Annotated in this window: 17 protein-coding genes; 9 read left to right on the top strand and 8 right to left on the bottom strand. The window is 54.7% G+C overall.

What is annotated here, in order from left to right:
* Nucleotides 1-496 precede the first annotated feature (496 nt).
* Nucleotides 497-1270 (bottom strand): acetoacetate decarboxylase family protein, encoded by a 774-nt coding sequence (locus O5O45_RS21360; RefSeq protein ID WP_305901358.1) that lies wholly within the window; start codon nucleotides 1268-1270, stop codon nucleotides 497-499.
* Nucleotides 1271-1478: 208 nt separating this feature from the next.
* Here O5O45_RS21360 and O5O45_RS21355 point away from each other — a divergent pair, with 208 nt between their 5' ends.
* From O5O45_RS21355 to O5O45_RS21330, 6 genes are all read left to right on the top strand, one after another.
* Complete coding sequence (locus O5O45_RS21355) at nucleotides 1479-2303, top strand: proteasome-type protease (RefSeq protein WP_305901357.1); 825 nt, start codon at nucleotides 1479-1481, stop codon at nucleotides 2301-2303.
* A 174-nt stretch (nucleotides 2304-2477) separates the two neighbouring features.
* Nucleotides 2478-5756, top strand: a complete 3279-nt coding sequence (locus O5O45_RS21350) for a transglutaminase family protein (RefSeq protein WP_305901356.1) — start codon at nucleotides 2478-2480, stop codon at nucleotides 5754-5756.
* Nucleotides 5757-5759: 3 nt separating this feature from the next.
* A complete protein-coding gene (locus tag O5O45_RS21345; RefSeq protein WP_305901355.1) occupies nucleotides 5760-8255 on the top strand; it encodes a circularly permuted type 2 ATP-grasp protein in 2496 nt (831 codons plus the stop codon).
* Between the two features lie 16 nt (nucleotides 8256-8271).
* Nucleotides 8272-9168, top strand: coding sequence for a transglutaminase family protein (locus tag O5O45_RS21340; protein ID WP_305901354.1), 897 nt, complete (start codon nucleotides 8272-8274; stop codon nucleotides 9166-9168).
* The gene (locus O5O45_RS21335) at nucleotides 9143-10594 is read left to right on the top strand and encodes a circularly permuted type 2 ATP-grasp protein (protein ID WP_216736493.1); all 1452 of its coding nucleotides are present in this window, start codon (nucleotides 9143-9145) and stop codon (nucleotides 10592-10594) included. The genes O5O45_RS21340 and O5O45_RS21335 overlap by 26 nt, the downstream gene beginning before the upstream one ends.
* A 1-nt stretch (nucleotide 10595) precedes the next feature.
* Nucleotides 10596-11549, top strand: coding sequence for an alpha-E domain-containing protein (locus O5O45_RS21330; RefSeq protein WP_305901353.1), 954 nt, complete (start codon nucleotides 10596-10598; stop codon nucleotides 11547-11549).
* 20 nt (nucleotides 11550-11569) lie between these two features.
* Here the strand turns inward: O5O45_RS21330 and O5O45_RS21325 are convergent, their stop codons facing one another.
* The 3 genes from O5O45_RS21325 to O5O45_RS21315 form a co-directional block, all read right to left on the bottom strand.
* A complete protein-coding gene (locus tag O5O45_RS21325) occupies nucleotides 11570-11893 on the bottom strand; it encodes a hypothetical protein (protein ID WP_127968558.1) in 324 nt (107 codons plus the stop codon).
* 120 nt (nucleotides 11894-12013) lie between these two features.
* Complete coding sequence (locus O5O45_RS21320) at nucleotides 12014-12706, bottom strand: PspA/IM30 family protein (protein ID WP_305901352.1); 693 nt, start codon at nucleotides 12704-12706, stop codon at nucleotides 12014-12016.
* Between the two features lie 17 nt (nucleotides 12707-12723).
* The gene (locus O5O45_RS21315) at nucleotides 12724-13131 is read right to left on the bottom strand and encodes a YjfI family protein (protein ID WP_127968560.1); all 408 of its coding nucleotides are present in this window, start codon (nucleotides 13129-13131) and stop codon (nucleotides 12724-12726) included.
* A 193-nt stretch (nucleotides 13132-13324) separates the two neighbouring features.
* Here O5O45_RS21315 and O5O45_RS21310 point away from each other — a divergent pair, with 193 nt between their 5' ends.
* From O5O45_RS21310 to O5O45_RS21300, 3 genes are all read left to right on the top strand, one after another.
* A complete protein-coding gene (locus O5O45_RS21310) occupies nucleotides 13325-13966 on the top strand; it encodes a hypothetical protein (protein ID WP_305901351.1) in 642 nt (213 codons plus the stop codon).
* A 74-nt stretch (nucleotides 13967-14040) separates the two neighbouring features.
* Complete coding sequence (locus tag O5O45_RS21305; protein WP_305901350.1) at nucleotides 14041-16041, top strand: flotillin family protein; 2001 nt, start codon at nucleotides 14041-14043, stop codon at nucleotides 16039-16041.
* An 88-nt stretch (nucleotides 16042-16129) separates the two neighbouring features.
* The gene (locus tag O5O45_RS21300; RefSeq protein ID WP_305901349.1) at nucleotides 16130-21382 is read left to right on the top strand and encodes a DNA repair ATPase; all 5253 of its coding nucleotides are present in this window, start codon (nucleotides 16130-16132) and stop codon (nucleotides 21380-21382) included.
* A 58-nt stretch (nucleotides 21383-21440) separates the two neighbouring features.
* On the opposite strand, the gene O5O45_RS21295 is transcribed toward O5O45_RS21300, so the two are convergent.
* The 4 genes from O5O45_RS21295 to O5O45_RS21280 form a co-directional block, all read right to left on the bottom strand.
* Nucleotides 21441-21992 (bottom strand): TFIIB-type zinc ribbon-containing protein, encoded by a 552-nt coding sequence (locus O5O45_RS21295; protein ID WP_305901348.1) that lies wholly within the window; start codon nucleotides 21990-21992, stop codon nucleotides 21441-21443.
* Between the two features lie 1165 nt (nucleotides 21993-23157).
* Nucleotides 23158-23529: a PA4575 family protein gene (locus O5O45_RS21290; protein WP_305901347.1), complete on the bottom strand. Its 372-nt coding sequence runs from the start codon at nucleotides 23527-23529 to the stop codon at nucleotides 23158-23160.
* Between the two features lie 117 nt (nucleotides 23530-23646).
* Nucleotides 23647-25311: a pyridoxal-dependent aspartate 1-decarboxylase PanP gene (gene panP, locus O5O45_RS21285; RefSeq protein WP_305901346.1), complete on the bottom strand. Its 1665-nt coding sequence runs from the start codon at nucleotides 25309-25311 to the stop codon at nucleotides 23647-23649.
* 229 nt (nucleotides 25312-25540) lie between these two features.
* The gene (locus tag O5O45_RS21280; protein ID WP_305901345.1) at nucleotides 25541-25843 is read right to left on the bottom strand and encodes a DUF503 domain-containing protein; all 303 of its coding nucleotides are present in this window, start codon (nucleotides 25841-25843) and stop codon (nucleotides 25541-25543) included.
* Between the last annotated feature and the right edge of the window lie 48 nt (nucleotides 25844-25891).

Here is a 25891-nt window from a genome sequence, read left to right as displayed (position 1 = left end):
GTTTTTGCGGGGAACGCAAAAACAGCGCAGAGGCAGGAGAACGTCCTTGTACTGTGCGTTTCCTGCTCGGCGGGATGCCTTCTTAGTTGGCGTAATACATCCACTCAAAATACTCTCTCATTTCCTGCATAACCGTCACCTCATAGGGGTGGGTTAATGCGAACAGCAGACTTTCGTTGGTTTCGGGTTTCATAGCTAAATCCTTCTTCTCAGTGGTTTGATTGAGACAATCCGTCTTCGTTGGGTTGTGGGTCTATCGTTTGGTTTGGGACACCTCTTTCACTCCAGTTTCAGCATAAGCCGTGCCAGCGGCTTTCAACTTCCGGGCAATTCACTGAAAGCAAAAGAAAAAGCGTTAATCTTTGGATAGCTTCCATGTAACTGAGGACGTTTTTCCTTCATGTTATCGCCCCGAATATTCGCTGGAGGCTCCAAGATGGGGCGGTGATCCTGGAGCTTGGTCAATCACTGTGCGCTTGTGCAGACAAGCGTAGCGTCACTCAATCCTTACCGCAGGCTCCATCAACATTTGCAGACGTTCGGCGCGCATCAACAAAGCCGGGCTTTTTTCATCGAGGCCCAAACGAGTCAGATGCTCCGTCATCGGATGGTCAGTTTCGCCCACCGTCAGTCTGACGGTTCCGGCAGGGTAGAGCTTTCCAAATCCTTTCAAACGGACTTTGGTTTTGGTCAGTCGATGTTCCACCTGGGTGTAAATCAGGAGGTTGACGGGGATCACTGGAATACCAGGCAGTGTCTCGCCACTCAGAGTAAACAGCGTTTCGCCGTCGGAGCGGACTTGCGTGTGTATCTGTCTGCGTTGGCTGGCGAAAGTGATCTCCGCCGGGAAGCGCGGCAGCCCCCATAGCTCTCTGCCTGTCGAAAGCGCGTTCTCCGAAGTGACCGGGAGATCCAATGGGAAAAAACCGATGCGGCGCTGATTAATCGGCAGATATAAATCCAGCACGTTGCTCAAAGGCAGGCTTTCTCCTTCCGGCAGCACGGGAATGACCAGGCCGGCTTCTTTGTGCGCGCCGATGGCGCAACGCTTGTGATCGTAGATGCTGAGCACGACCAAGGTGTGAGAACCCAGCGCAAAAGCCGGTTTGAGCCCACTGCCTATTAGCAGGGATGTCGCCGCCTCCACGGAAACGGGAAAAAATGCGTTGATGCAGGCGCTGTCGAGGTAGCTGATCGACGCGGAGAGTGCGCCTTTGTCTGTGCTTGGCATGGGAGATGGAGTGGTTAATCCTAGTTTGACTCCGGTCATCGGGATGTCTCCGCAGATGGCGTGGATTGAGGCGGCGGCTCCTGGCCGGGTGATTTACACAGAGTAACACGAACTTGCTCTCAGGGTTTGATGTGAGTCAGTTCGCGCAGTCGGCGGGCTTTTCAGGTCGCCAACGTCCATCCTGATCCGCATTGGGGAGCGCATATTATTCCGGCGAGGAGCTGCCCTCAATCCGCTTGCGCCGCATATGAATATTAACAAAGAATTTATTGCAAGCATGCGTCGCCAAGTACATTATGCAGCCGATTCCCTGTTGTTTAATGAGAGTGCGGTCGTGACATACTGTTTGGCGATATCCGTTGATGCCGGATTGGTGTTTGCATCTGATTCCCGTACCAATGCAGGGGTTGATAACGTCAACACCTATCCCAAAATGTATTCATTCAATGTGCCGGAAAAAGCCTTTGTCACGTTGCTGACCTCCGGCAACCTGGCCACGACCCAGGCAGTAGTGAGGCGCATCTCGCGCGATTTGGAGAATCCCTCTGGAGAGGGCGGACTGGCCGGTTGCAATGATATGAGCGACGCGGCTCGCTACATCGGCGCATTGAGCGTCGAATTGAAAAACTATTATGAAAAGGATTTGAAACAGGGAGCCAATTTCGACTGCACTTTGATCGTTGGCGGGCAATATAAAGATGGGCCTCATGAGATATTAATGGTCTATCCTGAAGGAAACTATATTCAAAGCTCGCCCTACGCGCCGTACCTGCAGATAGGGGAAACCAAATATGGCAAGCCAATTCTGGATCGGGTGATTCGCACCAATTCCAGTCTTGAAGCGGCGGCCCGATGCGCGCTGGTTTCCATGGACTCCACCATGCGCAGTAATTTATCCGTGGCGCCGCCGTTTGATCTTCTGGTTTATGAAACGGGTAAGCTGGAGCCGGCCCACGTCATGCACCTGAAACTGAACTCACCTTATTATGCGACGTTGCGTAAGCAATGGGGCGAAGGGCTTAAGGCGTTGTTCAATGAGTTGCCGCTGTTTGAATGGGAAAAAAATAAATAAGCGCCAAGGCGCGGTAGTTGCATAAAAGCGCTGCGACAACATGGATTTACGTGTTTCTTTACTGGACGGCCGGCTCCTGACCCAGCTGCAGTGCAAGGTAGGAGAGCCATTCGACCAAGGATGCGTGATAACAATGCAGGCGCTTACCGACGATGACTAAGCAAGGGGGTTGCTATGAGTATTCTGGTAGGGATCAGGCATCGAACGACATACACTTATGACCGACTGGTCAATTTGTCTCCGCACACTGTCCGACTTCGTCCCGCTCCGCACTGCCGCACGCCGATTATCAGTTACAGCCTGAACATTCATCCCAAGCCGCACTTCATTAACTGGCTGCAGGATCCATTCTCCAACTATGTCGCGAGGCTGGTGTTTCCCGAGAAGACCGCCAAGCTGGAAGTGGATGTGGATCTGGTGGCGGATTTGACCGCCTACAATCCTTTCGACTTTTTCGTTGAAAGCTTCGCGGAGAGTTACCCTTTTCAATACCCTGACAAACTGAAAGCCCAACTGGAGCCATTTCTTGCGACGCAAGAGTGGGGCCCTCGTTTTGAGTCCTATTTGCAGGCGCTGCCCCGAAAGAAAAAGCCGATCAATGACTTTTTGGTGGAGCTGAACCAAACGCTTTGCAAAGACATCCAATACAACATTCGCATGGAGCCGGGAGTGCAAACGCCGGAGCAAACCTTGGAGATCGGTTGGGGCTCCTGTCGGGATACAGCTTGGCTGATGATCCAGTTGTCGCGGCGGATGGGGTTGGCGGCGCGGTTTGTTTCCGGCTATCTGGTGCAATTGACGCCGGACCAGAAATCGTTGGACGGTCCCAGCGGACCGGAGAATGACTTCACTGATTTACACGCTTGGTGTGAAATCTTTGTTCCCGGCGCTGGCTGGTTGGGACTGGACCCAACCTCGGGTCTGTTCGCCGCGGAAGGGCATATTCCCCTTACCTGCACCCCCAATCCGGAAGAAGCGGCGCCTATCCTGGGTTCTGTGGATGAGGCGGAAGTCGAATTCAGTTTCTTCAACCAAGTGACCCGGATAAAAGAAGATCCTCGCGTTACCCGGCCTTTTACTGAGCGAGAATGGGAAGACATCGACGCCTTGGGGCAGTTCATCGATGAGACGCTGACCCGCAACGACGTGCGCCTGACTATGGGCGGGGAGCCGACCTTCGTCTCTATCGACGATATGCAATCGGCGCAATGGAACACGGATGCAGATGGGCCGGAGAAGCGCCGCCTGGCTTTTGATTTGTCCCTGCGGCTGAAAAAACAGTACGCGGAAAACGGTTTTATGCACTACGGCCAGGGCAAATGGTATCCCGGAGAACCGCTGCCGCGTTGGCAGTACGCCTTGTATTGGCGTAAAGACGGCGCGCCATTATGGCGGGGGCCGGAAGATATGCTGACCCATGACGCCACACCGGATGACGCACGCGCGCTCATGGCTGCTTTCTGCCAGGAAATGGGGCTCTCCGACAGCGCGGTGCAGCCCTGTTATGAGGATCCGTTCTATTATATGTGGCGTCATGGCCAACTGCCGGCGGACGATGATGTGCAAGGCGATCATGAGGATCTGGCGCGCCGTACTTTGGCGCAGGTCATGCAGAGGGGGCTCAATCAGGTGGCGGGCTACTGCCTGCCGATTGGCCATAATCAAGTGTCGGGCGTTTGGCGCACCTGTCTCTGGCGCTTTTTACAGGGGGCGCTGTACCTCAGCCCCGGCAACTCGCCCCTTGGACTCAGGTTACCCCTGGCGAGTCTTTCCTCTCATGAACTCAGCGACGAGTACGAAGTACATGAGCGTGATCCGTTCGCCCCATTGCCGCAGGAATTGAGGCCGCTCGCTAAAGCAGAGAGCCGTCCCTTGGCGGAGATAGCCATCCATACCGCGATGTGCACGGAAGTGCGCGACGGCTATCTGCATGCCTTTATGCCTCCGGTCAGTACGCTGGAGGAATATGTCGCCCTGCTGGACGCATTGTCCCGGGCTGCGACCCGGATAAAGCGCCCGGTGCGCATCGAGGGCTATCCCCCTCCTCATGATGTCAGACTGGTGAAAATGGTGGTGGCGCCGGACCCTGGGGTGATTGAAGTGAATATTCAACCCGCCGCCAGTTGGAATGAGCTTAAGCAGATTACAGAAACGCTTTACCACGAAGCGCGCCTGAGCCGATTGGGAACGGAAAAGTTCATGTTGGACGGTCGACACAGCGGCACTGGCGGCGGCAACCATGTGACGCTGGGCGGACCCACGGCGGCGGACAGCCCGTTATTGCGGCGTCCTGACCTGCTGCGGAGTCTGATTACGTTCTGGCAGCATCACCCCAGCTTGTCTTACCTGTTCAGCGGCATGTTCATCGGCCCCACCAGCCAGACGCCGCGCCTGGATGAAGGGCGGATTGAACGGATATATGAGATGGAGATCGCTTTCTCTCATATGCCGGCGGGAGACGTGCCGCAACCCTGGTTAGTGGACAGGTTGCTGCGCCATCTGCTGACGGATTTGACCGGGAACACCCATCGCAGTGAATTCTGCATCGATAAACTGTATTCCCCGGACAGCAGCACGGGGCGCCTCGGCATTCTTGAGTTCCGCTCTTTTGAAATGCCGCCCCATGCGCGCATGAGCTTGGCGCAAATGTTATTACTGCGGGCTTGTGTGGCTTTATTTTGGGAGCGTCCCTACAAGCACAAGTTGATTGAGTGGGGACACAGCCTGCATGACCGTTTTATGTTGCCTCACTTCCTGTGGCGGGATCTGACGGATGTGCTGCAGTTTCTGGCGGATAATGGTTATCCCTTTAAATCTCAATGGTATGAGTCTTTTCTGGAGTTTCGTTGTCCACGTGTCGGAACGATGGAGCTGGAGGGCGTTGAACTGGAGTTGCGGCATGCGCTGGAGCCCTGGTTTGTGCTTGGTGAAGAAGCGGCGGCAGGCGGAACGGCGCGTTATGTGGACTCCAGTATGGAGCGCCTGCAGGTCAAACTCAGGCTGGCGACGCCGGAGCGCCACGTGCTGACTTGCAACGGGCGCGTCGTCCCTATGTCCCCAGGCGGCGAAGAGGGCTGCTTCGTCGCGGGCGTGCGTTATCGGGCCTGGCAGCCCTGGTCTGCTTTGCATCCGACCATTGGCGTTCACTCGCCTCTGGTGTTTGATATTTTCGATACCTGGAATGGCCGCAGTCTGGGTGGGTGCACGTACCACGTCATGCATCCGGGGGGGCGCAGTTACGAACATTTCCCAGTCAATGCGCTGGAAGCGGAAGCGCGTCGCATCAGCCGCTTTGAAGATATTGGCCACACCCATGGCCCTCTGATTGCGCCGCCGGTTATCGATGGCGGCGGGCGCTTTTACCCTCGCCGCGAGCCTCGCGTCGGCGCAGCGCCGCCCCGACCCACGCCCAACGCCAGCTATCCCTTAACCTTGGATTTACGCTACGATTAAGCTATGTCAGAAAACATAGCGCCTTCTTCACAACCCAGTCTGGACCTGACTGGGTTGCCTTATTCCCCCCTCGCCACTGCATTTGATGAAATGTTGGGCTCCGGCGGCGAGGTGCGTCCTCATTGGCGCGCCTTTGCGGACTATTTTTCCCAAGTGTCCCGGGACGATCTGGGACAACTGCGTCGCGACACGCTGCGTCGTTTGAAAGAGCAGGGCGTTAACTACCACGTATACGACGACCCGCAGGGCATGCGTCGAACCTGGCAGCTGGACCCGCTGCCGATGGTGATGTCTGAAACAGACTGGAGTCCGATAGAAGCGGGATTACAGCAGCGGGCGCATCTGTTTTCGCGGGTGCTGGCGGATTTATTGGGACCGCAAACCTGTCTGAAGCAAGGGGTGCTGCCGCCGGAACTGGTATTGCAGCATCCGGGATTTTTGCGTTCGATGATGGGGTCTGCAACGCTGCCGCTAAGTCTGTTCGCCGCGGATCTGGCCAGGGGCCCCGACGGCTCCTGGTGGGTGTTGGCGGATCGCACCCAGGGCCCTTCCGGCGCCGGCTATGTGCTGGAAGCCAGAATGGTGACCAAGCGGGTATTGAGTCAAAACGCGGTGGACTACGCCATCGCGCCGCTGGCGCAGTTCTTCTATCACTTCAAACGCCATGTGGCGGCGCTGGCGCCGGATCAGCAAAAAGAACCTACAATTGTGCTTTTGTCGCCGGGTATCGGCAACGAAGTGTATTTCGAACACGCCTATCTGGCGGCGCAACTGGGCATCACCTTAGTGCAGGGCGATGACCTGACGGTGCGTCAGGGTAAGGTCTATCTCAAAACCGTGGATGATCTGCAGCAAGTGGATGTGATTATCCGCCGGGTGGACGATGCTTTCTGCGATCCTTTGAACTTTCGCGCCGACTCCATGCTGGGCGCGCCGGGACTCGCGCAGGCGCAAGCGCTTGGGCGTGTGGGAATGGCCAATCCGTTGGGGAGCGGCTTTCTGGAATCGCCAGCGATGCTGCCGTTTCTGCCGGCGCTGTCGAAGCACTTTCTGGCGGAAGAACTCAAGTTGCCCAACGTGGCTACCTGGTGGTGCGGGCAGGAGAAAGAACTCAAACACGTCCTGCAGAATCTGGACGATCTGGTGATCAAAACCGTGGATCGCCACGCGCTGGTGCGTTTTGGGCCCAAAATGAGCGCACGCGAGCGAGACGCACTAAAACGGCGCATTCAGGCGGAACCCTGGCGCTATGTTGGGCAGGATCTGCTGAGCTTTTCCACTACGCCCACACTGGTTGGCGCTGAGATCCAGCCGCGACATCTGGTGCTACGAGGCTTCGCCGCCGGCGATGGCGAACAATATGATGTCATGCCCGGCGGCCTGACCCGGGTGTCGCCGGATGCGCACACTTTTCTAGTGTCCAGCCAGTCCGGCGGATGGAGTAAGGACACATGGCTGCTGAAAAGCTCCGGCACCATGCGCGATGTGCTGCGGCTGAGCCCCACCAAACAGCGACGCATCGCCTCGGCGGTGCTTACCAGCCGGGCGGCGGAAAACCTGTTCTGGCTGGCGCGTTATCTGGAGCGTACGGAATCCCTGCTACGCCATATTCGCGCTTATGTGCGACGCCTGGAAAACTATATCGACTATGGCTTCGACACCGATAAAGCCGTATTGGAAGGCATGCTGCCGGCAGTGGAAGCGTTCTGTTCTCTTGGTCGCGAAGGCCTGCCGACAGTTGAGGATCTGAAACAGTATGTGCTGGACTCCGCCCGCGTTGGTGGCGTCGCTTTCAACCTGCGCGGCGCTATCAACTCCGCTTACACCGTACGGGATCTGTGGTCCGGCGACTGCTGGCGCGCGGTGGAGGAGCTTGAGGAATTGCTGGAGTACAGCGAAAAGAACCGCAGCGTGCTGGCGCTGGATCAGTTTATCCAGCCTTTCCTCACCGCGCTGCTGGCGTTTTTAGGCGCCAGTCAGGAAAGTCTGGCGTTGAATCAGGGCGGGCTTTGGCTGCAACTGGGGCGTCGCTTGGAGCGTGCGCAAAACACGCTATCCAGCACCTATAAAATCTGCGCGGAACTGAACGAAGACAACGAGGCGGGGCTGCGGGAAATGTTGCTCGAAGCCCATGACTGTCTGAGTAGTCATCGTCGCCGCTACGGCACTGAGTTGCCTTTTTACACGCTATGGAAACATTTACTACTGGAGCCTACCAACCCGCGCTCGTTGGTCTATGCTGTCAGTGAGCTGGAGCCCTTGTTGAGCTATTTGAACCCAACGCCGCAACAAGGGCTGATCGGGCTCGAGAAAAACGTTCTGGCGATTCTTACGCCACTGCGACTGGCGGATGCGGTGGAGTGGCGCGACCTCGAATTGACTCAGACAGAGTTGGCTCCCTTTTTGCAAAACCTGACACAACAACTAAATCAGTTTGGTCTGAATATTGAGCACCAATACTTCAAGCACGCCCAACCCCTCACCCGATTCATGCGCTGATGGCGTATTGCTGAGGGTGAAGCACGAGACGGTCTACCGCTATCCGGGACCGGCCTCGCTCGCCTATAACGCCGCGTGGCTGGAGCCGCTGTCCGGTGACGGCCAGATGCGCATCGAGCATCGCTTGAAGGTGGACCCCAAGCCGCAGTTTCAGAACCTGAGGACCGACGCCTTCGGCAACCAGATGCACTACTTTGAAGTGCATAAGCCTCACACTGCGCTCAAGGTGGTGAGCGAGGCGATTGTGGAGCGTCGCCCGAGGCCGCATAACGAGGCCTGCGCGGCGCCTTGGGAGCGTGCGCGCTATGCCGCGGCGTCTAATCCGGAGGAACGCGCCGCGCTGTGCTCTTTCGCTTATCCAGACGCCTCGGTTCCGATCATTGATGAAGTGACCGACTATACGCTGGTGAGCTTTCAAAAAGGGCGTGCGTTGAATGAAGCGGTGAAAGACTTCGCCGCCCGCATCTATCGGGATTTTAAATACGCGTCCGGCGCCACGCAGGTGGACACCAGCGTCACGGAATTCTGGGCGTTGCGCAAAGGCGTCTGTCAGGACTTCGCCAATCTGGCGGTGTTGGGACTGCGGGCCATCGGACTGGCGGCCGCTTACGTCAGCGGCTACGTGCTTACGTATCCTCCGGAAGGAGAGAAAAAGCGTCAGGGCGCGGACGCCTCACATGCCTGGTTTGCGGTGCATGCGCCGGGCTATGGTTGGATTCATGTGGACCCGACCAACAATATGTGGGTGGCGAAAGAACATATCATCGTGGCGATAGGGCGGGATTACACCGACGTACCGCCGCTCAAGGGCGTTTGTTACGGAGGGGGCCAGCAGCAGCCTGAAGTTGCGGTAACCGTAGACATAATAAAACGAGAGGATCTCTTCCATGGGCATTCAATGGAAAGACTATAAATACCCGGAACTCTATGACGAATTGATAGATGGGAAAGGGAAGCCAAGGAAAGTGGCGGAAACACTGGCCAGACACATGGCGGAAATGGAAGACGAGGAGCTGGATCGGCTGAAAAGCACCTCTGAGCTGGCGATAAAGGAGATGGGCATTACCTTTACCGTCTACGATCAGGAAGGCGGCTCCATTGACCGACAGTGGCCATTCGACATTATCCCCAGAGTGATGAGCAAAAAAGAATGGGATGTGGTCGACGCCGGACTCAAACAGCGCGTCAAAGCGCTCAACATGTTCATCGATGACATCTATCACGACCAGAAGATCGTCAAAGATAAAGTCTTCCCCAAAGAGCTGCTCAGCAAATCCAAGAACTTTCGTAAGCAATGCATTGGCGTGAGCCCGGCTCATGGCGTGTGGGCGCATATTTGCGGCTCGGACCTGGTGCGGCATTCTGATGGACAGATATACGTGTTGGAGGACAACCTGCGGGTGCCGTCTGGGGTTTCCTATCTGCTGGAAAACCGGCAGGTCATGAAACGTGTATTCGCAGACCTGTTCGGCGATTTCAGCATTTTGCCGGTGGACGATTATCCCTCGCAGTTGTTTGATACCCTGGCGGCGCTATCGCCGCGTCCGGCGGATTATCCCCAGGTCGTGGTGCTGACGCCGGGCATCTATAACTCCGCCTATTTTGAACATGCTTATCTCGCCCAGCAGATGGGGTGCGAGTTGGTGGAAGGCACGGATTTGGTGGTGACCGACGACGACTGCGTTTATATGAAAACCATATATGGTCTGGAGCGGGTCGACGTGATCTATCGGCGCGTGGACGATCTGTTTCTGGACCCGGAAGCCTTCAACCCTGATTCAGTGCTGGGCGTGCGCGGTCTGATGCGGGCCTGGTTGAAGGGCAACGTCGCGCTGGCCAACGCGCCGGGTGCGGGCGTAGCGGACGACAAAGTGGTGTACGCATTTGTGCCGGACATGATCAAGTATTACCTGAGTGAAGAAATGATCCTGCCCAATGTGCCCACTTATTTATGTATGAAGGACGAAGACCGCAAATACGTGCTGTCGCATCTGGAGGAACTGGTGGTGAAACCCGCTAATGAATCCGGCGGCTACGGCATGCTGGTCGGCCCCAAATCCACCAAGAAAGAGCGGGAAAAGTTCGCGGAGCTGATCGAAGCCGATCCGCGTAACTATATCGCGCAGCCGACGCTGAATCTCAGCACTGCGCCGACGCTGGTGGACGGTAAGGTGGAGCCGCGACATCTGGACATGCGTCCTTTCATTCTTTCCAGCGATCAGATTTACGTGACCACCGGCGGATTGACCCGGGTAGCGTTGAGAAAAGGATCGCTGGTGGTGAATTCCTCCCAGGGCGGGGGGAGTAAAGATACTTGGATCATAGACGAGGAGGCCTGAAATGCTCTCACGAGTAGCCGGAAACATATACTGGATGGCCCGGTATCTTGAGCGTGCGGAGGACATGGCGCGCCTGATCAATGTCAACGCCAATCTGACCCTGGACTTGCCGAAAGGCCTGTCGCCAATTTGGGGACAGCTCATCGCCATCACGGGCGTTGGTGAACTCTATGAAGGCGAATTCGACGAACGCTCGGTCCTGAAATTCCTGATTGCAGAAAACAACAATCCGGTTTCCATCCTGTCCTGTATGGCTTATGCGCGGGAAAACGCCCGCACCATTCGCGATGTCATCCCTCGGGAAGTCTGGGAAGCCATCAACCGGGTCTATCTCTACGCCAAAGACCATGCGCAGCAAGCGTTGACCAAACGTGGGCGTTATCCTTTCCTTTTCGAGATCATCAGTGAATGCCAGCATATAACCGGCATTCTGGCGGGCACGATGAATCACGACGCGGGATACACCTTCCTGAAAGTGGGGCGTAATCTGGAGCGGGCGGATATGACCAGCCGCATTATCGATACCCGTTCCGCCAATCTGGTGCCGGACGCCATTGTGACCAAAGCCACCAACGATAATCTGCAATGGATGAGCGTGCTCAAGTCGCTGACTGGTTATCAAATGTATCGGCGCGAGATGCAAGTGCGCATCCAGCGTCAGGAAGTGCTGAAGTTCCTGATTCAGTCAAAAGTGTTCCCCAGAGCAATTGCCCATGCCATGTCGGAAGTTGAAAAAGCGTTGGAGTCGCTGCCGAACCATGAAAAGGCGCAATTGGTGATTCATCGCATCAATCGGCAGATTGACAACGTGGAGATCGCCAAACTGAAACAGACAGAACTGCAGAACTTTATGGATCAATTACAGGTGGGGTTTGCGCAGACGCATGAGGAACTCAGCGTCGCCTATTTTGGCGGTCAAGTCAGCGCTCAGACGCAAAGTCAGGACGCAGCCTGAGTACTGCGTCCCATACAGGATCAATCTAATAGCGACTGGGCGAAGGCGATCAATTCTTCCGCCGCTTTTTCCCGGATGGCCAGTGTGTCCTCCGGGTCGATGCCGTACTTCTGCGCCAGCAGCGTGAAGTCTTCCGAGCGCAAGGAAACGGTCAGGCGCGGGCGAATCGGCGTTTTGTTGTAGGAGAGTCCCAGTATCTTGCGGATCATGTCCGGCGGATTCAGGTCCTGGTCCAGGGCCGCTCGCTTCAATACTTGCTGCACCTCTTTGGATACGTCAAAAGCAAGTTGGGTGGCTCTTACCGCTTTTTGTTCTTCAAGCCAACGATCTTTACCTTTGTTCAACGTTATCTCCCGGCGCCGCTCTGGCTGGCTGGTCGCCTTTCATATAGTTTCTCATTGATAGTAAAAAGCAGCCCGTTCAGAGCTGCGTAAATGTCATCAGCAATTTCCGCCGCAATGCATTCAGGGTTTTTGCGCTTTTAGACGTTCAAGAATGTCGCGGGCGTTATGTTTGTCACCTGTCAGGCCGGCGGCCTCAAGTCGTTTGGCCAATGGATCCTCATCGCGCTGCGCCTGTAGCTCTTCGCCAGCCTCAATCTGATAGTCCGTCATTTGCTGGCTGCGTTTGATGCGCTCCAGCGTCTCACGCGCCGAACCGAGGTTGGCGTTATGTGCGGCGGCGCTGTCAGTGATTTGCAGTGTGGCTTTTTGCACTTTGTCCGTCGTTTGTACGACGGCGAGATCCCGCTCATGGTCGGCGATTAACTTTTCGGCTTTTTGAATATTGCTCTTGAGGCGTTGGATCTGCTCGTTATAGCGTTGGCTGATTGTCAGCTGTTCACTCACGCTAGTCTCCAGCCTGGCGATTTGCTCCGCTGCTTGCAGGGCTAGCGCTTCGTTATTCTGGTTAAGCGCCGCCAGGGCTTCGGTTTCACGCTTGGCGATATCCAGGCGTAGAGACTTTATTGTTGCGTCCGCCTCCAGCTTATGGGCCATGACATCCGTCAGACTGCGTTTGGCGTCTTCGATATGCCCCTTGGCGACCTCAATCTCTCTTTCGATGGCGCGTACGCCGTCCGCATCCATCACGGCCTCTCCCATTTCCCTCACGCCCCCGCGTAATGCGGTCAGTAGCTTTTCGATGATGCTGCTCATGGAACACCTCCGGTGATCTATTTCAAATACTCTTCAAAGGCCTGGAAACAGTCGTTGGCGTTGCGGGCCAGCGTCACCAGCTCTTTCAGGACGTTTTCGAGAATGGACAGAGGCGACAAGGCGCCGTAAATGACGTAGAAGTCGTCGACAATGGCGAAAGCGCTGAGGGGCATCGGCAAGCTCATTTCCAGTAGCGATTCGTTTAATTCTGCGAGACGGGATTCCAGCAGTTCCCCCTTGCGGAACAGATAGCTGATGCATAGGATTTGGGTCTCTGTGGCGGTCACGTATATCGGTAATGCATCCAGCTCCGACACTTGCACCTGCAGCACCTCCACTTCTCCTCTGATCGGGAGGCAGTCGAATGTGTGGCCTTCGTAGGCGGCGTCGGATAATTTGAGGGCTAAATCGTTAATTAAACTCACCGTTGTCTCCTCGCGACATAATATGTCCCGCGTCGATCGTAATGGTCGCGCCATATCATGTCAATCTAAAAAAAGCGTCGGATTTACAGCTAAGCTTAATCGCTAAACGATTTGTTTGAAGGACGAAATTTTCTGTTGACATAATATGGCCGTCCTGAGTATTAATGACATAGTATGTCGTAAGAGGTGAGATATGGAAGCATACTTGGCAACAATTTTTTCGTTTCCGACTGTGGTTTTCACAGTCCTTTTAGGGATTGTCGTTTGCTATTGGATTCTCGCCATTATCGGCTTGCTTGACCTGGATCCTTTTGATTTGGATCTTGATCTGGATGTGGCCGACGCGCAGGGACTGGCGGGACTGATGGTTACCCTGGGCTTAACCGGCGTTCCATTACCCCTGGTATTGAGTTTCCTGGCCATTTACGGCTGGGCTCTCACCTATTTCGTTTCACTGTATATCCTGATTCCTATGTTTGGGGGCGTTATTCTCTATATCGCCGGCGCAGGCGTTATCGCTATCGCCTTTGGAATTTCGATCCTGTTGACGGCTAAGTCCATACGTCCTTTGCGTCCTTTGTTTCGCAAAGCTTATGGAACGGCGAGCGCTAAAGTCATTGTCATCGGAAGAACCGGGACTGTGCGATCAGGGAGCGTCAGTGAAACGTTTGGGGAAGCGGAAATAACCATCGACGGCGCGCATCTCATTCTGAAGGCCAGAGGTGAAGCGGGCTTGAATCTGAAGCGTGGAGATAAAGTCATATTCGTTAAATACCTGGAAGCGGAAAACGCCTATCAGGTGATGCCCGAAGAAGACTTTTTGGCGGACTCTTGATAGTCGCTGTTGCAATATTTCGAACTAAATAAATTCATAAATCAACTAGGCATAGAGCTAGGAGAAAGTGGCTTATGGAAGTGGAAGCGGGTGCTGTTTTGGGTCTTTTAACTATCATAGGGGGCATTTTTCTATTCCTGCTGGGAATACTCGCCCTGTTTAAAGCGTTCTATAAAAAGGTAGAGCAAGGGCAGGCGTTGATCGTTAACGATATGTCGACCCAGCCGAAAGTGTACTTTACCGGCGCCATGGTGCTGCCGGTTATTCACAAAGCCGAAACCATGAAGATTTCGGTTATCACGCTGGAGATTGATCGCCGCGGTAAAGACGGCCTGATCTGTCGGGATAACCTGCGTGCTGACATTACCGTCGCGTTCTATTTGCGGGTGAATGAGACCGCGGAAGATGTGCTGAAAGTGGCGAAAGCGGTGGGCGTATCCCGGGCGTCGGATCGCGTCGCCGTGAACGAGCTGTTTAACGCCAAGTTTTCTGAGGCGCTGAAGACGGTCGGTAAGCAAATGGAGTTTCTGGGGCTGTTTGAAGACCGTATTGGCTTCCGCGACCGCATTGTGCAGACCATCGGTAACGATCTGAACGGTTATGTTCTGGAAGACGTCGCCATCGACTATCTGGAGCAGACGCCTAAATCCAGCCTGGATTCCAGCAACATTCTGGACTCCGAAGGCATAAAAAAGATCACTGAAATCACGGCTCAGCACAATATCCACACCAACCGTCTGGAGCGTGACGAAGAGCTGGAGATCAAGCGTAAGAATGTCGCCACGCGCGAAGCCATGCTGGAGCTGGAGCGGCAGCAAGCTGACGCCGAAGCGAAGCAGAAGCGCGAGGTGGAGTCCATTCAGGCTCGTGAAACCGCCGAAACCCAGAAGGTTCGTGAAGAAGAGCGCAAGAAAGCGGAAGAAGCGCGCATTCTGACGGAAGAACAGTTGTCGATTGCGGAAGAGAACAAGCAACGTCAGGTTGAAATCGCGGTTAAAAACCGTGAGCGCGCTGTCGCGATTGAACATGAGAAAGTTGAGAAAGCCCGCCAGCTGGAAATGGTTAACCGCGAGCGCGAAGTTGAGCTGCAGCGCATCGCCAAAGAGAAGGAACTGGAAGAACAGCGCAAAGTCATCACGCTGACGATCAGCGAGCGTATCTCCGTCGAGAAGAAAGTGGCGGAAGAGGAAGAACGCATCAAAGAAGTTCGCGAAGTGTCTATGGCGGAACGCGAGAAGCAAGTGCGCATTCTGGCGGCCCAGGCGGAAGCGGACGAGCAGTTGGTCAAGCAGGTGAAAGCGGCGGAAGCGGAGAAAGAAAAAGCGCTGTTCCGCGCCCAGGAGATCAACACCATTGCGCAGGCGGAGCTGGAAGCCTCTTCCAAGAAGGCGGAAGCCAACAAGAAGGAAGCAGAGGGCATTCAGGCGATGGAAGCGGCGTCCGGACTGGCGCAGGCCCGTGTGGCGGAAGCCAAGGCGGCCGCCTACGAGCGCGAAGGTCAGGCGAAGGCGAATGCTCAGAAAGCGGAAGGACTGGCGAAAGCAGAAGTCATCGAGGCTCAGGCGGCGGCCAACGAGAAGAGTGGTTTGGCGGACGCCAAGGTGCTGGAAGAGAAACTGACCGCCAAAGCGCGCGGGGACGAGAGCATTGGTATGGCGAAAGCGCGGGCGGAAAGAGAGCTAGGCGCGACCGAAGCGGAAATCATTCGTCAGAAAGCCAAAGCGGAAGCGGACGGCTTGGTGGAGAAATTCAACGCGATGGGCAATATGTCTCCGGAAGCGCGCGAGTTCGAAGAGTTCCGTATGCGTATGGACGCCGCCATCAAGGAAGTCATGGCGAGCATCGAAGCCAACAAGTCAATTGCGACCGATCAGGCGCAGGTGCTGGCGCAAGCGCTGCAGAAGTCCAATATCGAGATCGTCGGTGGCGGCGGAGAGTACTTCGAGAGCTTCTCCAAAGCCCTGGCTGTCGGCAAAGCCATCGATGGCGTGGCTGGCAAGAGCCAGGCGGTGCAAGCGGCGTTGGACAAGCTGTTGTCCATCACCGGCAAACCGTCCGGCGATAAGCCCCACTAACCCTTCGACCCTTTCTTTGCAGTCAGACGGGCGGCTTTGGTCGCCCGTCGGCCTGATCTGATAGAACCGCAGTTTGGATGGAGTCTTTATGACATCGCAAACCAATGATCTGGTTGAAAACGCCGTTGCTGAAGGAGGCGCCTATGAAGTATTGCGCAAACGCCTTCAGGAACAGGGGCTTCGCCTGCGCGAACTGGTGGAGGCCCTAAACAAGGAGCGTCTGCAGGAGTTCGGCAGCTCCGATATGGATATCCTCAGTCGTATCCGGGTGCGAACCGAGAATAATTGTGTCGCCCGCGACATCGTGAGGGTCGGGGACTTTCTGCTATTCGGATACAACGTTTTTATCGGTCTGAAGAAAGAAACCAAAGTCTCTGATGTCTTTGCGTTGTATCAACTGACCGAAACTGAGCAGGGGCTGGAGCTCAGCGAGCATACTTCAGACGGCACTTTCCTGGCGGACGCCAAGTTCCTCTCTGATTTTAATGAACTGTATACGTACTATAAAAACGCCAAGTTGCTGCAGTTGGTGGTGCGCCAGGGACGACTGCTGGCGGCGTTTCAAATTGGCGAGCGGTTGGAAGATCTGCGTGTTTTCCAGTGGGCGGTTAACGCCGTCGGCGAGGTGGAGAGCTACATCGACAATCGTGGCGAACGCTATATCCAGCTGCCTCCCCGACATGACTTTGAGTGGTCTGAAATCAAGCGGGAGCAAGTGGTTGAAGGGCAGCATCCGCACATCAATATTCTCGACACCCTGTTCGTCGATAACATTCGCGGCGACCTGACGTTCAAGATCGAAAATAACACCCGTACTGGCGAAGGCATTTTTTCCGACCCTGTTGACGATGAAAATCAGTCTCTGGACGACGGCCAGTTTTTTTTCGCGGAAGTGGGCGAGCTGATCCTGATAAAGGTGCTGCCATATCGGGAAGAGAACTGGCGTCACTATGTATTCAACAAGCGCCTTAGCAAAGTAACGCGTATTGACGCCATCGGTCAGTCCTGCGTTCAGTTGCCGGAAGATCATGGCCTTATGTTTCCTGGCGGCTATTATCTGGAAACCGGAGAACTCAAACACTTTGACGAAGAGATAGACGGTTTTCGCTTTAAACGCATGATTCGTTCTCCCAATGGTGAGGACGTGTTGTTTGTCTTTTATGAAATACCTCAGGGCATCTGCGGCTTATACAGCTATAACCTGATCACTAAATCCCTGCAGAATCCCATCGTCGGCCATGGTTACGCGCTGCTTAACGACGGTCGTATGGTGGTGTTCACGGCGGACGACGAGCCGACGCGTATTCATCCCATGCAGGTATGGAAGACGCCTTATTTCAGTGAAACGTTTGCGGCGCAGGAAACTACCAGCCAGACGTTTCTGGGGCGTATCGGCAATAAGGAGTTAGTGCGCGGTATTTCTGATCTGCTCAGCATTTGTCGGCTGGTGGAGCAGAATGTCGCCTCTTTCGAGCACTATAACTCGTTAATCAAAACCACGATGCGCTTGTTCGATCAGTACTATTGGCTGGACTCCACGGAGCTGGCTGAGGTGCACGGACTCCTGAAAGAGCTGGTCGCCAGCGGCGAGCTAGTGCTGGATGAATATGAAAAAGTCGCGTCAATTCAGGATAGTTCGCGTTCCGCGCTGGAGCAGGCGGCGGCGGACAAGAAAAAGCTGATCCAAAGTTTGTCGCCGGAATCCTGGAGTCAGCCGGGAGATTTCGTCAATGCGCTGGACGCGGCCCGCAAGCTGCGCGGCAGGTTGATGACATTGCGTGACTACCGGTATATCGACCTCTCTGCGATCGACGCTATGGAAGCTGAGTTGGTGGAGACCGAGCAGGAACTGGCGCAGGAGACCGTCAAGTTCCTGGCCACCCCAAAAGCGCTTGATGGTTATTACGAGCGCTTGCAAGAGCTGACGGAGAAAGCGGAAAAACTGGAAACGCGTGCAGAGTTGAAACCGCTGCTGGAAGAGTTTGGCGCAATCAGCGCCGGCCTGGATTTGCTGTCGGAGTTGGTGGCGACGCTGGAAGTGGAAGACGCCGTACAGCGTACGCACATCATCGACGGTATTTCCGAGCTGTACGCCAAGATCAACCAACAGAAGGCAAAGGTACAGAACAAAGCCAAGTCGTTGGGCTCGAAAGAGGCGACTGCGCAATTCGCAGCGCAGTTCCGCTTGTTTGAACAAAGCCTTAGCAATGCTCTCGGCTTGGCGGACACCCCGGATAAGTGCGACGAGCTGCTGTCCCGCCTGCTGAACCAATTACAGGAATTGGAAGGACAATTCGGCGAGTTTGACGAATTTCTGGGAGACATTCTCGCCAAGCGGGACGAAGTGTACGACGCGTTCGACAAGCATAAGCAGCGCCTGATCGAAGAGCGTCAGCGCAAGACGCACACCCTGGCGGACGCCGCCGGGCGCATTCTGGAAAGCATCGGCAAGCGCTGTCAGCGCTTCCAGCAAATGGATGAGGTGAATACCTTCTTTGCATCCGACGCGCTGGCGCAGAAAGTTCGGCAAATAGTGAAGCAGTTGCGTGATCTGGGTGATCAGATCGCCGCAGATGACCTGGAAAGCCGACTGAAGTCCGCTAAAGAGCAAGCCGTGAGAGGATTGCGGGACAAAACGGACATTTTCGAAGAGGGCGGTAAGGTCATCAAGCTAGGGCCGCGTCACCGCTTCAGCGTCAATACGCAGGAACTGGATCTGTCTATATTGCCCAGGGACGACAAGCTGTTTATTCATGTGACCGGCAGCGACTACTACCAGCTGATTGACGATGCGGAGTTGGATGCCTGTCGTCGTTATTGGGACATGACGCTGATATCGGAAACGCCGGATGTGTATCGCGCAGAGTTTCTGGCGCATCGTTTTCTGGAGCGTCTCAGTGACCCCAAGGGAGTCGCCTTCAAGGAAAAGGTCATGCAGACGTTGGCGGCGGGAGATGGGATACAGCCGTTTGTCACCGAATTCGCCGGTCCTCGCTACAAAGAAGGGTATGAAAAAGGGATTCATGACCATGACGCGGCGCTGATCCTGGCGAAGATTCTGCCGGTTATCAATCAGGCGCAACTATTGAAATATACCGGACGCATTCGGGCGCTGGCTTGTTTATTCTGGTCGGCCTGGCAGCATGATGAAGACAGCGCCGCCCGCCGCGCGCAGGCTCGTGCGGCGCAGATCATGCTGGAGGTGTTGAACAGTCCTCAGGCGATGTCGCAGTTGCAGGGCGCGCTTGGGGATAAGCTGAAGCAGTTTGTGGCGCAACAACGTCTGGATTTCAGTGAGGTGGATATCGCGCAGGCGGCGGCTTATTTGGCCGCCGAGCTGGGCAAAGACGCGCTCGCTTTAGAAACCGGCAAATACGCCCTGGACTGTTATGAGCGCATGAAACTGAATCTGCAGACGTCCAATGCCTGGAATATGCTGCAGGAGAGCATGAAGTCTCTGGATGGCGACTTGGGGGCGCGCTGGCGCTTGGCGCGGAGCTGGCTGCAGGCTTTTCTACAATCCAATGGGCAGGAGTTCGAAGACTTCCATTACGAGGCAGTAGCGATTCTGGCGGCGGAGCAGGAAATCCCCAGGGATAAGCGCGAGGTTGACTTACGGTTCACCGTATCCGGTTTGCTGGGCTCGCACTCACGGATCAAAGAACAAACGCTGCAACTGGCGTTAGACGACTTCATGGCGCGGATGAGTCGTCATGTCGAAGAAGACATCACCGGTTATGAGCGTTTTCTCAAACTGCGCCAGCAGAAGCTGGAGCAGGCCCGCAAGATGTTGCGCCTGAATGAGCTTAAACCTCGGCCGTTGACTTCGTTCGTGCGCAACAAGCTGATCAATGACCACTACCTGAAATTCATTGGCGATAACCTCGCCAAGCAGATGGGGACGGTTGGCGAAAGCAAGCGTACGGACAACATGGGCCTGTTGATGATGATCTCCCCGCCGGGATACGGCAAGACCACATTGATGGAGTATACCGCCAGCCGTTTGGGGCTGACTTTCGTTAAAGTGAACTGTCCTTCTCTGGGGCATGACGTGGTCTCGCTGGACCCTGAAAAGGCCCCGCACTCGACGGCCAGACAGGAGTTGATCAAGCTGAACTTTGGCTTTGAACTGGCTAACAACGTCATGCTGTATCTGGACGATATACAGCATACGCATCCAGAGTTTCTGCAGAAATTTATCTCCCTCTGTGACGGCACGCGAAGAGTAGAGGGGGTTTGGAACGGAGAAACGCGGACTTACGACCTGCGTGGCAAGAAGTTCTGTATCGTCATGGCGGGTAACCCCTACACGGAGAGCGGTGAAACGTTCAAAGTGCCGGATATGCTCGCTAACCGGGCTGATATCTATAACCTTGGCGATGTTCTTGGCGGCATGGAAGACGCCTTTGCGATGAGTTATATCGAGAACGCGATGACGTCCAATCCAGTTTTGGCCCCGCTGGCGACTCGAGATATGGAGGATTTCTACAAGTTCATTGATGCAGCGAAGGGCCGCGAAGTCGCTGCGACGGATATGAAGCACACATACAGCGGCGCTGAGTTCAAAGAAGTGGTCGATGTATTGGGCAAGCTGATGGACGTGCAAAAAGTCGTGTTGCGGGTTAATCAGGAATACATTCGCAGCAGCGCCCAGGCTGACGCTTACCGCTCCGAGCCAACATTTAAGTTGCAGGGAAGTTATCGCAACATGAATAAGTTGGCGGAAAAAATCACCTCGGTGATGACTGGGGATGAGCTGCAGCAACTGTTGGAAGACCACTATCAAGGAGAGTCGCAGTTGTTAACCCAGGGGGCGGAAGAGAACCTGCTGAAGCTGGCGGAATTGCGTGGAACGCTGACGGCTGAGCAGCAAACCCGTTGGTCTGCGATCAAAGAAGAGTTCGCTAAAAACCGGGGCCTGAAGGACATGGATGCGTCACAGCAGGCGGTGCGCCAACTGCGGGAAATGACGGATGGATTGAGTCGTCTTACTGAGGTTGTTGGCCAAGGGAACAAGCCTGCTTTACCGGTGGAGGCCCCAAAGGACTACTCCGCTGATGTGGTCAAGCAGCTGGCCAGAATGGTCAAGGCCATGAGCGACTTGAAAGACGCTGCGCCGAAAGTGGATGTGGCGCCCAAAGTGGAAGTCGTCAACCAGCCCATGCCTGGCCTGGATAAAATTCTCGCGACACTGGCTGACACCATTCAAAACAGTATTTATCCCCTGGTAAAAACTATGGATGGTAAACTGCAGTTGGATCTGGAAACCCATAAGCGCATGGCGGACTTGAACGCAAAAATAGACAGTCTGCGACTTGAGCTGAAGAAACCGGAAGCATAGTCGGCGGGAACGCAGACTCTATTGATGAAAAAAGCGGGCGTTAAGCCCGCTTTTTTTGTTACCGGTTGGCGGAGTAGGGATCTTTCGCCAGCAAATAGGCGATCATCGACTTCTGTTTTGACTGCTTGTCCAGCCACTCGCGAACTTCCCGCAGTTTGGCGTATTCCTCTTTGCCGAACTCTTCTTCATATAAAGCTTCGAAAACATCGCGAGCTTTGCTTTCGCGAATTTTTCGCTGCCAGGGATCGGTAAAAATCGCATTCAACTTGGTGGCGAGTCCTTCCTGCTTCAGCAAATCCCACTCGCCTTTATCTAACCACATGGCGAGTATTTCCGGGCTGAGGTCGAGTCGGTGATCAGTGTTTTTTGAAATACGATATTTCAGCATCAGGCGGCCGGTTTTGGGGCAGAGCAGCGCTTTTTTCGAATCTTCCGCATTAACCGCAAGATCAAAGTCCACTTCGCTTAAAGAATGCTCTGAGTTTAACCAACGTAGGTAATCCTGCAGATAAATCAGGGTTCCGCCGCAGTTATCGCAGATATGGCAGGCCAGTAAGTCTTCGAGGAAACCGGGCTTTAGCGCGCCTGAGTTACAGCTTGTGCATTTCATGGAATGGTCTTCCTATAGTAGAGGCTGTCTTGAGGAAAAGCTTCAATGGGAGGCCTTTCACTCCGCGCCGCGACAGGATACGCGCGGACGCTTTTATATTGAAGCGCGACCAAAAGAAGGGACTCAAATACGATCTTTTGATCGCTTTGTCTTCTTGGGCGGCGCTCAAATACGAAACGGTATTGTATTAAGTCAGGGGAGGAAACGACAGAGTAAATGGCTAAACGCCGATAGAATCGGGGCGTTGGCTCACCAGAGGAAGAAACACAGTCAATCAGCAGGAGGGAAGCCGCCATGAAAGCGGAATATGGCGTTAGCCCTGACTTCGCCTGCTACTGGCGGATACTGCTGCCAGTGTTAGAGCAGGCGTAAAAGGGGCGCTGATCACGAAGACCTAGTTGGTTTCGTTGTTCAGCACTAACGTTCTTTTCCTTTTCACAACAACCTTCGGCGTGTGGGCCGGGGCTGACCTGCCACCATAATAATGGCCTCGGTCTTCTGTCCTTGCAGTACTTTCAATGGCGGATTTAGACTCGCGTATAAGTTGGCATACTTGAACCGGCGACAGGTGCTTGGGTACCTGGATAGGTCTCAGCTCCACAATTTCCCCGTTCCGTAGTTCAAATGCCATTTCGAAACCACTTATATGACGAGCTATATTGAGTTTTGAATCAATGTTCCATTCCATGTGATTCACGCTCCGTAGTTTTTCTGGTTATCTAGGGTGTTGCCGGTAGACGAGGCCGCCTCCATACGATTTAAGTGGGCCTTACCAAACCTGGAAGGCGTCCTTTGCTGGAAAGTCGAAGAGGGCGTGAGAGCCTTCCACGATACTCCAAACAAGACCTGGATGATCCCGCAAGGGGGCGTCCACGAACTGGCCGGAACGGCTAGTATAGACACTTACGCGGCGAATAATAACAACGACTGTGTAACAGGATGTATCCCGGCAAAAGCGGCGCCAGGATAATAAGGTGGGCGGCGTTCAGTTTTGCTTCGAAGCGCCGGTGATGTTTACGACGGAATAAGCGTCGATATGGTGGTTATCTTAGCAGGAATATCTTCTTTTTGTGTGTGGGTAATGTAAAAACATGTCAAAAGCGGCTGCTGCGATATTTGCTTGCGCCGAGCAGTCGCGACCAATAACCGCAGCATCAGTGTGTGGTTAAAAATAGACGTCGTCGGGATTGAACCGATAGTCGCCCATATTTTGCTTGCGCTCCTGGCGTAGCTTACGCACTTGCGCCTGTGCTTGCAGGCCCCAGATGCTGATGGCGTTCTCCAGGAGATCAAAATTGATGTTCAGTAGTGATCCCGCTATCGCATTCATCGCGGCGCGGGCTTGCATGAAGCTGTGATAGGGACCCTGCAGTTTCACCTTTACCGCAGGTTTGCTTTCCTGCCCCGCCAGTGCGATCAGGGTGTAAGTGGCGTCGCCAGTATCTTTGATAAATAACTCTACCCGTTGCCGGTCATTGCCCGAGAGGGCGCAGAATTTGGCGTCGTCAGCAAGAGGGGAACGGTAATCCAGACGCATAAGCTTCTCCCATAGTGATACTGCCGGGAAGCCCTTAATGTGCACTGAATTATCAGTGGGTGCAATGATCTTGATCGAATTTTGCGCTGTTTTACCGTTTTTCAGAAATGCGGCGTCTTAGGACGCCGCTGCTTTGACCGTTGAAGTGGCGCAGAGATTACGTAGTTCATCCATGCGCTCAGAGAGAAGATCCTCTGCGGCGATAGAGCGCTGCTCCTCAAGAATGTCCTGCAGAATTTCCACTGTCGTCAGCGGATTCGCCAGCACCACCCTGAAGACGACGCAGGCTTGCCCATCATAAGCGGCTGGATTGAGCCGCGTACGGGATACGAAAGCTTTGCCCCGCGCCCGTTGGGTTTTCTGAATGCCTTTGGTGATTCGGCTCAGGCAGTCGTTAATAGCCTGCTGGCGCTCTTCATCGGCGAACTCCAGGGCCTGCCTGACCCATGCGGGACAATAGCGGTAGGTGAGAATATTAAGTTCAGGCTCGCTGATCAGCTCAAAGTCATCGGCCTGGCTGATCATCGACGCGAAGGCTTTGGCTTTTTCAATGCCGAGATCTATCAGAATTTCGTAACCGGTGCGACCAATGATTTTCAAGCCGGACTGAATAAGCATGGCCATACCGGGTCGCGAACCTTCCAGTGTTTTACTGCCCAGGTCGCGGGAGCCCTGACGAATAATGTACTGGGCGTGATGCTCAATGGCGTTGCTGGTGGATGGATTCTTGAACACGACCAGTCCGGCCCCCATTGGCACATAAAGCTGTTTATGGGCGTCCATGGTGACGGAGTCAGCCAGCTCAATGCCTTTCAGCAAGTGTCTGTAATTGTTGGAGAATAAAGTGGGGCCGCCCCAAGCTGCATCAACATGGAAGTAGGTGCTGAACTCTTTGGCGATGGCGGCCATTTCCTCCAGTGGGTCGATGTTGCCGGTTTCCGTTGTGCCGGCGATGCCCACCAGACTGATAATGCGCACTTTGGCGTCCCGCAACTCTTCACAGGTGGCGCGCAAGGCTTGCAAGTCGATTTTGTTATTGGAGCCGGTCGGTATGGCGATGATATTGTCGCTGCCCAGACCAAGCAGATCGGCGGACTTGCTGAGAGAATAGTGGCCCCGCTTGGATACCAGCACCGCCGCCCCTTCATAACCATAGTGCTTCAGGGCCTTGAACATGCCTTCGCGGCGTACGCCTTTGAAGACCGAGTCTGCAGGAAAGCACAGGTTCCTCGCAACCCAGAGCGCGGTGATGTTGGCCACCGTGCCGCCAGAGCACATGCTGCCCAGCGCCGCGCTGCTATTATGCATCCACTCTTGGTAATAGGCGTCGTCTCTTTCGTAGACAAGCCGATGCATCATTCCGATGACCTGACGCTCTAACGGCGTAAACGCTTTTGAGGTCTCCGTTTTCACCAGATTCTGGTTCAGCGCGATCATGATTTTCGACAGCGGCAGCATGAAATAAGGCAGCGCTGACGTCATGTGGCCGATAAAACTGGGGGAGGCTGTATGTACGGATTGGGAAACGAGCTTGTCCAGTAGAAACTGGGTTTGCTCAGAGACGAACACGGGCTCTTCTGGAATGCGGGACTCTGCGAAGTCTTTTTCCATTTCGCTGAGATCTTTTTCCACCGCCACAATGTGATCCTGTAGGAATCCGGCCAGATTCTGTGAGATTTTCTGGTCGATTCGGCCCAGTGTGGAATTTGGCGCCTCGGGGATGGTGAATACCCGATACATCGTTTCCAAACTGGCTTTGGCGATTTTTTTGGTCTTCGACATAGGACCCCGCTACCGCTTAATGGCGCTCTCGGGACGCGCGGAGCCGCCCCCGCGTGTCCAGCAACAATATTCCTGGGCTCTGGTCAGGCCGCAGGGGGCGGACCGAGCCGACGCGCAAGTATAGTGGTTGTCAAATACAAGCGCCAGTCGCCCGATATTACACCAGTTAGCTGCTGTTTTGCATCAATCCGGCATCTGGCCGGGCCCTCTGGTATGGGCCCCAGGCGTCTTACAATGGTTCTTGTTCGAAGAGCGTGATGCGAGCGTCCAGGCTTTGCGCCAGAGTTTGCTCAAGCTGTGAGAGATGTCTGTCCGCTGTCGCTCGGTTGGGCGCCAAAAGGATCAGGGTCCACTCGCCGGTTTGTAAGCTGTCCGTCTGTCCCGATTCGATAATCGCCAAGTGCGGCTGTCGTCCCAGTTTCTCGCGGACGCCGCTGGTGCGCTGACGTTTTTCTTTTAGTGAGGAGCACCCTTGTAGCTGAAACTCTAACCTAATGACGAAACCATGCATGACGCGACTCTCGTTATTCATCTGGTGGACAAATAGCGCCCTTTTATTTTGTCTGAGAATGATAGAGCC

The sequence above is a fragment of the Hahella sp. HNIBRBA332 genome (assembly GCF_030719035.1).
Lineage (GTDB): Bacteria > Pseudomonadota > Gammaproteobacteria > Pseudomonadales > Oleiphilaceae > Hahella.
This window is presented reverse-complemented; position numbering and strand designations above follow the sequence as displayed.

Excerpts from the sequence above, each read along its gene's own strand:
- O5O45_RS21360 (WP_305901358.1), bottom strand. The coding sequence starts at position 1,270 with ATGACCGGAGTCAAACTAGGATTAACCACTCCATCTCCCATGCCAAGC.
- O5O45_RS21355 (WP_305901357.1), top strand. The coding sequence starts at position 1,479 with ATGAATATTAACAAAGAATTTATTGCAAGCATGCGTCGCCAAGTACAT.
- O5O45_RS21350 (WP_305901356.1), top strand. The coding sequence starts at position 2,478 with ATGAGTATTCTGGTAGGGATCAGGCATCGAACGACATACACTTATGAC.
- O5O45_RS21345 (WP_305901355.1), top strand. The coding sequence starts at position 5,760 with ATGTCAGAAAACATAGCGCCTTCTTCACAACCCAGTCTGGACCTGACT.
- O5O45_RS21335 (WP_216736493.1), top strand. The coding sequence starts at position 9,143 with ATGGGCATTCAATGGAAAGACTATAAATACCCGGAACTCTATGACGAA.
- O5O45_RS21330 (WP_305901353.1), top strand. The coding sequence starts at position 10,596 with ATGCTCTCACGAGTAGCCGGAAACATATACTGGATGGCCCGGTATCTT.
- O5O45_RS21320 (WP_305901352.1), bottom strand. The coding sequence starts at position 12,706 with ATGAGCAGCATCATCGAAAAGCTACTGACCGCATTACGCGGGGGCGTG.
- O5O45_RS21310 (WP_305901351.1), top strand. The coding sequence starts at position 13,325 with ATGGAAGCATACTTGGCAACAATTTTTTCGTTTCCGACTGTGGTTTTC.
- O5O45_RS21305 (WP_305901350.1), top strand. The coding sequence starts at position 14,041 with ATGGAAGTGGAAGCGGGTGCTGTTTTGGGTCTTTTAACTATCATAGGG.
- O5O45_RS21300 (WP_305901349.1), top strand. The coding sequence starts at position 16,130 with ATGACATCGCAAACCAATGATCTGGTTGAAAACGCCGTTGCTGAAGGA.
- O5O45_RS21295 (WP_305901348.1), bottom strand. The coding sequence starts at position 21,992 with ATGAAATGCACAAGCTGTAACTCAGGCGCGCTAAAGCCCGGTTTCCTC.
- O5O45_RS21290 (WP_305901347.1), bottom strand. The coding sequence starts at position 23,529 with ATGCGTCTGGATTACCGTTCCCCTCTTGCTGACGACGCCAAATTCTGC.
- panP (WP_305901346.1), bottom strand. The coding sequence starts at position 25,311 with ATGTCGAAGACCAAAAAAATCGCCAAAGCCAGTTTGGAAACGATGTAT.
- O5O45_RS21280 (WP_305901345.1), bottom strand. The coding sequence starts at position 25,843 with ATGAATAACGAGAGTCGCGTCATGCATGGTTTCGTCATTAGGTTAGAG.